1 protein-coding gene is annotated in these 539 nt (G+C 54.2%); it reads left to right on the top strand.

The window, feature by feature from the left end; all coding sequences use genetic code 11:
• On the top strand, nt 1-539 hold a 539-nt coding region (locus tag AC6ROY_RS25490; RefSeq protein ID WP_500103359.1), incomplete at both ends, for an NEAT domain-containing protein.

The following is a 539-nucleotide window of genomic DNA, read 5'->3' as shown; positions in this document are numbered from 1 at the left end:
GCAAATACGCGTGTCGTCCGTTTCCCGGTCCATGACCTGAACGCGCGGTTAAACGGCTGGGTGAAAATTTACTGGCTGCTGCCGGCGCCGATCGGCTTATACGACCATGAGTATGAGGTAGAGGTAGGCTTTGGAGCTCCGGTATTGCCCGAAGGTGCGCAGCAGGACCTGGATTTCAGCGCGCTGCATGCGACCAAGGATGAGCTGTCGGGCATGGACAGATACTTTGTCAAGCCAGGCAAGTACAGCGAAGCCAACGGAAAGAAAAAAGTAACGCTGACGCTGAAAGAAAGCACAGTTGTGCCGAGCTTTAAAGTGGAGCAAAACGGCGAATTGACGGAAACGACGGTTATCAGCACAGACACAGCGGCAAATACTCGCGTCGTACAGTTTGAAACGGCTGACCTGAAAGCATTGCTGAATGCGCAGGTGCATGTTTCCACGACGTACAACGGTGGGCCGTACGAAATGGATCATAAGATCCGGTTGAAGCTGTCGGCGGCAGATAAAGCCAGCCTGCAGGCGCTGATCACGTCGGT

Source organism: Paenibacillus sp. sg306046 (genome assembly GCF_059821225.1).
Note: the sequence above shows the minus strand (reverse complement) of the source record. Positions and strands in the feature narration are given on the sequence as shown.